We start from the raw sequence: 7,135 nt of genomic DNA on the forward strand, positions 1-7,135 counted from the left end.
CGGCCAGCTGCGCGTCGGCGGAAACCACCACCCGGCCGGCGCGGTTGACCAGGCCCGCGGCCGGGTGCAGACTCTTCAGCGCCGGCAACAGGAGCGGTTCCAACGATGCGACAAAGACGTCGGCCCCCGCCACGCCGACGCGTCGCTCCCCCGCTGCAACCGGGACCGTCATGGTCATGGTGTATTCGTCGGTGCAGAGGAAGTCCACGTAGGGTCCGGTGACATGCGGCAGGCCGGTTTCCATCGGCCGGGTGAACCACTCACGCCGCGTGTAGGCGTCGGAGGCCGATTCCAGGGCGGGCAAGACCAGCCGCTCCATGCTTTCGCCCTGCCACCACGCCATGTGCCAGGAAGCGTCGGCCACGGCGTGGGCGGCGGCCACAAAACCGGCGCCGACCACGGGCCATTCCTCCCTCCCCACCAGCTCAGCGACCAGCGGCTGCATGGTCGCGGTCACCTGCTTGCCGCCCGGCGGCCGGGCCGGATCCTCAAACAACCCGGCCAAGGCGGGCACCCACGCGTTGACTTCGGCCAGGATGTCTTCGAAGAATCCGGTGACCTCGGCGAGCGGATCTGCCGCACGTGCCGATGCCGGTTGGGCCATGGAGTTCATCCCGTCCTCCTTTGGGCGGTAGCGGGGGTCGGGCCGGCGGGCCGGTCGGTCAGCCGGGCGTGTTCATCGATGAGCGCCGCCAGTCCCGTCTGGATCTGCTCAGTCACAGTTTCGCGCGCCGTGGCGGCATCGGCTGCGGCAACCGCATCGGCAATGCGATCGCACATCTGCACCATCGTGGCGTCGAACTCTGCGTCCTCGTGCAGCACCGACAACAACGGACCAAAGTCCTTATAGAGCCGGACGAATTCACGCGTCAGCCGCGCCGACTGGCTCAAGGCTGCCAACTCCAGCAGGAAATCGCCGACGACGGCCCCGCCGGTGCCTGTTGAACGGGAAGCATGCAGGATCCGGCGCAGCATTTCGGCGTCGTCGGGATCGGCAAAATCCGCCGCCAGTTCGGCGGCGGTCGCCGCAATGGCACGATAATGGATAGCCAGGTCGCGCAGCTCCACCCGGCTCATCCGGCCCAGGCGCTCGCGGACCAGTTCAGCACGCCGTCCGGTGGGGACGGTGACGAAGGTGCCTCCGTCGCGGCCCCGCCGGGTGGCCACCAGCCCGCGGGACCGGAGGCCCACCAAGGCTTCCCGGGCCGTCACCGTAGCCACGCCCATGGAGGAAGCCAGCTCGGCCTCGCTGGGCAGCCGGTCGCCGTCGGCCAGCACACCCGCGGCAATCCCTTCCAGGATCCGGTCCTCCACGCGCTGCGCCTTGCCGCCCTCGCCCAGCGGGGCGAAGACCGCGGCGAGCAAGCGCTGGCGTGGCGGTGATTCCTTGGGCATGCGTCGATCCTTCCAGACGGACCGCCCGCAGGACGGCAGGACGCGGCGGAGGGCCCTCGGCCGGTACGGGCCGTAACAAGAAATCTACACGATGTGACCCGCTTTACATTTAACCTCTGGTTTCATATGTTAACGCAAGACGATGTAGTCCACGCCACATCAGCCCTCTTGAAAGGACCCAGCCGTGCCAGCCACAGCCACCTCCGCAACCACCGCGCCGGACAGCACGGGGGCCTCCGCCACGCCTGCCATCTCCCTGCAGCAGGTCGCGAAGACCTTCGGCGACTTCACCGCCGTCAAAGGTTTGGACCTGGACATCCGCCAGGGCGAGTTCTTCTCCTTGCTGGGCCCCTCCGGCTCCGGGAAGACCACCGTGCTGCGAATGATCGCTGGCTTCGAACTCCCCACCTCCGGCCGCATCGACCTGGCCGGCCGCGACGTCACCCGCAAGGCGCCGTTCGAACGCGACGTCAACACCGTGTTCCAGGACTACGCGCTCTTCCCGCACCTGAGCGTGGCACAGAACGTGGAGTACGGGCTCAAGCTGCGCAAGACGCCCCGGAGCGAGCGCCGCAGGCTGGTGACCGAGGCGCTGGAGATGATCCGCCTGCCCCGGGTGGCCGACCGGCTGCCCTCGCAGCTCTCCGGAGGTCAGCGCCAGCGTGTTGCCCTGGCCCGGGCACTGGTCCTGCGCCCGCAGGTGCTGCTGCTGGACGAGCCCCTCGGCGCGCTGGACAAGCAGCTGCGCGAACAGATGCAGGTGGAGCTGAAGCAAATCCAGCGCGAGGTGGGCATCACGTTCGTCTTCGTGACCCACGACCAGGAAGAAGCGCTCACGCTCTCGGACCGGGTCGCCGTCTTCAACGAAGGCGTGGTGGAACAGGTGGGCACGCCCGAGGACCTGTACGAGCGCCCCGGCAGCCGGTTCGTCGCCTCCTTCCTCGGCAACACCAACCTGGTGGAGGGCGCCTTGGCCAAACAGCTCACCGGGTCCGACGCCCTGCTGAGCATCCGGCCGGAGCGCATCCACATCCGCCGCCTCGACGAGCCCGTGGAAGCCGATGGCCTCTCCACCGTGGAAGCGCTGATCGAGGAGGTCATCTACACCGGTCCCGCCACCCGCTTCGTGGCACGCACCGCCGTCGGGCAGACCCTGATTGTCCAGGAGCCGAACGATGCCCGCGCCTCCGGCGCCCAGCGCGGCGACCGGGTCCGGCTGCAGTGGTCTTCCCGCTTCAACTACACCGTCTAGTCCCGCACCAACTACGTCACTACGCACCCTGAAGGAAAGGTACTCCATGAAGATCACCAAGGCACTGCCGCTGGCGGCACTCGCCTCGCTTTCGCTGGTCCTGGCCGGCTGCGGGGGCTCCGCTCCCGCCTCGTCCGCCGGCGGCGGCATCCAGGTCCCTGACATCCCGGCCGCCACCGCGGTGGGCGAGTCCGAGGGCGAAGTCAACATCATCGCCTGGGCCGGCTTCGTCGAGGACGGCTCCACCAACCCCGACGCCGACTGGGTCACCGAGTTCGAAAAAGAGACCCAGTGCAAGGTCAACCGCAAGGTCGGCGCCACCAGCGACGAGATGGTCCAGCTGATGCGCACCGGCGAGTACGACCTGGTCTCGGCCTCCGGCGATGCCTCGCTGCGCCTCATTGCCGGCGGCGACGTGGCCCCGATCAACACCGACCTGATCCCGAACTTCGGCCACATCGTGGACGGCCTGAAGGGCCAGATCTACGACACGCTCAACGGCAAGACCTACGGCGTTCCCATCGGCCGCGGCGCCAACGTCCTCATGTACAACACCGAGGCGGTGCCCGAAGCCCCTGACTCGTGGGAAGCCACCTGGGACCCGAACAGCGAGTACGCCGGCGAGATCATGGCCTACGATTCGCCGATCTTCATCGCCGACGCGGCCCTCTACCTGATGGCCACCCAGCCGGAGCTGGGGATCACCAACCCCTACGCGCTGGATAAGGAGCAGCTGGCCGCAGCGGTGGAACTGCTCAAGACCCAGAACGGCATCGCCGGCGAGTACTGGAACGACGCGCTCAAGGCCGTCTCCTCCATCTCCTCCGGGACCGCGTCCCTGGGCACGGGCTGGCAGGTCATCGTGAACATCGCCCAGGCCGACGGCGGAAAGGTTGAGTCCGTGCTGCCGAAGGAAGGCGCCACCGGCTGGTCCGACACGTGGATGCTCTCCGCGCAGTCCAAGAACCCTAATTGCGCCTACCAGTGGATGGACTGGGCCTCCTCCGCCGAGGTGAACGCCAAGATGGCCCAGAACTTTGGCATGGCCCCGGCCAACGCGCTGGCGTGCGAAGGCTCCAAGGAGAACGAGGAGCACTGCGCCACCTACCACGCCACGGACGAGGAGTACTACAAGCAGGTGTGGATGTGGACCACCCCGGTGGAGCAGTGCATTGACGGCCGCACCGACGCCACGTGCACCAACTACCAGGAGTGGACCAAGGCCTGGACCGAGGTCAAGGGCTAGTCCCTCCCTTCAGCACCCTCCCCATGGCAGGGGCGCGGCGCGCGGTGAGCACCGCCGTCGTGCCCCTGCTGTGGAGGCATTCCCCAGCACGACGGCGGTGTCCCCGCCGGCCGTGCACACGCATCCTGATCAGCACCGCATCTGAAGGAGGAACGGCGGGCAGGCCCGCCGAAACCACCATGGCAGCACCAACGATCGAACGGGAGGCCGCAGCCCGCAGCGCCTCGGCGCCGGGCAGCGAGCGCAGCGGACTGGGCGACCGGATCTCCCGACTGCTCTACGCCCGGCCCAAACTGCGGCTGACCGCGCTCCTGACCCTGCCGCTGGCCTGGCTGGGCGTGCTGTACATCGGATCGCTGATCCTGTTGTTCATCACCGCTTTCTGGACCACCGACTCCTTCACTTCCAAGGTGATCCCCGCGTTCACCGTAAAGAACTTCGTGGAGATCCTGACAGTGCCGGCCTATCAGTTCACCGCGCTGCGGACCATCGGCATCGCGCTGGCCGTGACCGTGCTGTGCGCCGCGTTGGCGCTGCCGCTGGGACTGTACATGGCCAAGGTCGCCTCGCCGCGGATGCGCGCGGTGCTGGCCATCGGCATCACGCTGCCGCTGTGGGCCGGCTACCTGGTGAAGGTGTTCTCCTGGCGCATCACGTTCTCCAGCGGCGGCCCGCTGGACTGGCTGCTGGCCCCGCTGGGCATGACCGGGCCGGGCTACGGCACCGCGGCGCTGGTGGTCACGCTGGCTTACCTGTGGTTCCCGTACATGGCGGTGCCGGTGTACTCGGCCTTCCGCCAGATCCCGGACAACCTGTTCGACGCTTCCTCGGACCTGGGCGCGAAGGCTTGGTCCACGGTGCGCACGGTGGCCATCCCGCTGTTAAAGCCGGCGTTCATTGCCGGGTCCATCTTCACCTTCTCGCTGAGCCTGGGCGATTACATCGCGGCGCAGTTCGTCGGCGGGAAAACGCAGGTGATCGGCACGGTGATCGCCTCCAACATCAACCTCAATCCGCCGTTGGCCGCCGCGTTCGGCACCGTGCCCATCGTCGTGGTTGTCCTGTACCTCTTCCTGGCCCGCAAGTCCGGCGCCCTCAAGCAGCTTTAGGAACTTCACCGATGAGACTTTCCTCCTCCGCCAAGATCACCCTGCGCCTGTTCGCCGGGCTGGTGATGGCCGCCATCTACCTGCCGCTGCTGCTGGTGATCGTCAACTCCTTCAACGCCACCACCTCCGGCGCGTTTCCCATCACCGAATTCACCACCCGCTGGTGGGAAGCCGCCTTCCGCAACGAGGGCGTGCGGGAGGCGCTCTGGACCTCGCTGCGCGTGGCCACGGTAGCCACCGTGATTGCGCTGCTGCTGGGCAGCATGATCGCGTTCGCGCTCTCCCGGTACGACTTCTTCGGGAAGAACACGGTCAACCTGCTGGTGGTGCTGCCCATCGCACTGCCGGGCATCGTCACCGGTGTGGCGCTGAACAACACGTTCAAGACGGTCCTGGAACCGCTGGGCATCGGCCTCGGGCTGTTCTCGGTGATCGTGGGCCACGCGACGTTCTGCATCGTGATGGTGTTCAATAATGTGCAGGCCAGGCTCGGCCGGATGAACAAGGGCCTGGAAGAGGCCGCCATGGACATGGGCGCCAACGTGGTCAAGACCTTTTTCCAGGTCACCTTCCCGGGCTTCCGCTCGGCGTTCGTGGCCGGCGGCCTCCTGGCCTTCGCGTTGAGCTTCGACGAGATTGTGGTGACCACCTTCACGGCCCCGCCCGGAACCGAGACCCTGCCCATCTGGATCTTCAACAACATGGCCCGGCCCAACCAGGCGCCGGTGGTGAACGTGATCGCTGCCGTGCTGATCATTGTGTCGATGATCCCGGTGTACCTGAGCCAGCGGATGACCGGAGACGACAAGAAGTAGCAACAGCAGGAACGGCGCGGGTTCCCGGTTTCCGGGGCCCGCGCCGTTCGTTTAGCTGCCCGCGGCCGGTTGTGCCGCAACGGATGCGGCCAGGCCCAGTTCGTCCTCGCCCAGGTCCGCGAAGTAGGACTCGACGGCGGCACGGTCCACCTCCGCGAGCGTAGCCGGGTTCCACCGCGGATTGCGGTCCTTGTCGATCACCTGGGCGCGCACGCCCTCGGCGAAGTCCGGGGCGGCGACCAGCCGGATGCCCAGGCGGTAGTCCTGGTCGAGCACCTCCTCCAACGTGTCCATCCTGCCCGCCCGGCGGAGGGCCTCGAGCGTGAGCTTCACGGCCGTGGGCGATTTCAGGGCGATCTCCTCGGCGGCGACGCGCGCGGCCGGGACCGGCGAGGTCCGCAGGGCGGCGAGGATCTGCTCCGCGTCGTCGTAGGCGTAGCACTCGTCGATCCAGTGGCGTTCCTTGTCCAGGTTTGACGCCGGGACATCCGTGTGGGAAAAGGCCGCCATGGCTTCGATGGCCGGGGCTTCGGCGAGCGCGGCCGCCAGGGCCGGGAGCTCCGCGCTGTCCACGAAGTAGTCGGCCAGGCCCATCACGATGGCATCGGCTCCGGTCCCGGTGCCCGCGGTCAGCGCGAGGTGGGTGCCAAGCTCCCCCGGTGCCCGCGAGTACAGGAAGCAGCCCCCGACGTCGGGAATGAACCCGATCCGGGTCTCCGGCATGCCGATCTTGGTCCGCTCGGTCACCACCCGGTAGGAGGCGTGTGCCGACACTCCGACGCCGCCGCCGAGCACCACGCCGTCCATGAACGCGACGATCGGCTTCGGGTAGCGGGAGATCAGCGAGTTCATCCGGTACTCGTCTTCCCAGAAGAGCTGGTCGCCGCCGTCCTTCATGTGCCGGTAGATGGCCACGATGTCGCCGCCGGCGCACAGTCCCCGTTCCCCGGCGCCGGAAATCAAGACGGTCTCGACGGCGTCGTCCTCGGCCCACTCGCGGAGGGCCGCCGTGATCGACGTGATCATGGAGTCGTTGAGGGCGTTGATGGCCTTCGGGCGGTTCAGGACGATGTGGCCCAGGCGGCCGTTGCGCTGCAGCAGTATCTCGTTGGTATTCATCGCTGGACAGCCTACCCGGCGGCGGCCGCCGCGTCAGCGGGCGTGGGGCGGCCGCCGTCGTAGCTGTGGAGGCGACAACGGTTGACAGCGACCGGCGGCCCGCAGACTCTCGACGCCGCGGGGTGCGCGGCCTATCCTGCACGAATGACCCATCCCGACGCGGAACCGGGCACGCAGCCGGCGTCCGGGCCTCCGGAAC

At 67.8% G+C, this 7,135-nt stretch carries 7 protein-coding genes; 4 read left to right on the forward strand and 3 right to left on the reverse strand.

Annotation, left to right across the window (positions count from 1 at the left end; genetic code table 11):
* Both AC5RUJ_RS08185 and AC5RUJ_RS08190 read right to left on the reverse strand, forming a co-directional pair.
* The coding region (locus AC5RUJ_RS08185; protein WP_494155750.1) for a cache domain-containing protein at window positions 1-613 on the reverse strand (613 nt) is incomplete at its 3' end.
* Window positions 610-1,395: a winged helix-turn-helix domain-containing protein gene (locus tag AC5RUJ_RS08190; protein ID WP_494128548.1), complete on the reverse strand. Its 786-nt coding sequence runs from the start codon at window positions 1,393-1,395 to the stop codon at window positions 610-612. The genes AC5RUJ_RS08190 and AC5RUJ_RS08185, both read right to left, overlap by 4 nt.
* Window positions 1,396-1,579: 184 nt before the next feature.
* Here AC5RUJ_RS08190 and AC5RUJ_RS08195 point away from each other — a divergent pair, with 184 nt between their 5' ends.
* The 4 genes from AC5RUJ_RS08195 to AC5RUJ_RS08210 all read left to right on the forward strand — a co-directional run bounded on the left by AC5RUJ_RS08195 (window position 1,580) and on the right by AC5RUJ_RS08210 (window position 5,817).
* A complete protein-coding gene (locus AC5RUJ_RS08195; RefSeq protein WP_494073444.1) occupies window positions 1,580-2,647 on the forward strand; it encodes an ABC transporter ATP-binding protein in 1,068 nt (355 codons plus the stop codon).
* A 46-nt stretch (window positions 2,648-2,693) separates the two neighbouring features.
* Window positions 2,694-3,893 (forward strand): ABC transporter substrate-binding protein, encoded by a 1,200-nt coding sequence (locus tag AC5RUJ_RS08200; RefSeq protein ID WP_494023479.1) that lies wholly within the window; start codon window positions 2,694-2,696, stop codon window positions 3,891-3,893.
* A 179-nt stretch (window positions 3,894-4,072) separates the two neighbouring features.
* Window positions 4,073-5,002: an ABC transporter permease gene (locus AC5RUJ_RS08205; protein WP_494128549.1), complete on the forward strand. Its 930-nt coding sequence runs from the start codon at window positions 4,073-4,075 to the stop codon at window positions 5,000-5,002.
* A gap of 11 nt (window positions 5,003-5,013) precedes the next feature.
* A complete protein-coding gene (locus AC5RUJ_RS08210; protein WP_494023477.1) occupies window positions 5,014-5,817 on the forward strand; it encodes an ABC transporter permease in 804 nt (267 codons plus the stop codon).
* Between the two features lie 51 nt (window positions 5,818-5,868).
* Here AC5RUJ_RS08210 and AC5RUJ_RS08215 read toward each other — a convergent pair whose 3' ends face one another.
* Window positions 5,869-6,936 carry an enoyl-CoA hydratase/isomerase family protein gene (locus tag AC5RUJ_RS08215; protein ID WP_494073441.1) on the reverse strand — a complete coding sequence of 356 codons (1,068 nt, stop codon included), beginning with the start codon at window positions 6,934-6,936 and terminating at the stop codon, window positions 5,869-5,871.
* Window positions 6,937-7,135: the final 199 nt, after the last annotated feature.

It is taken from the genome of Arthrobacter sp. Y3223164 (assembly GCF_059091005.1).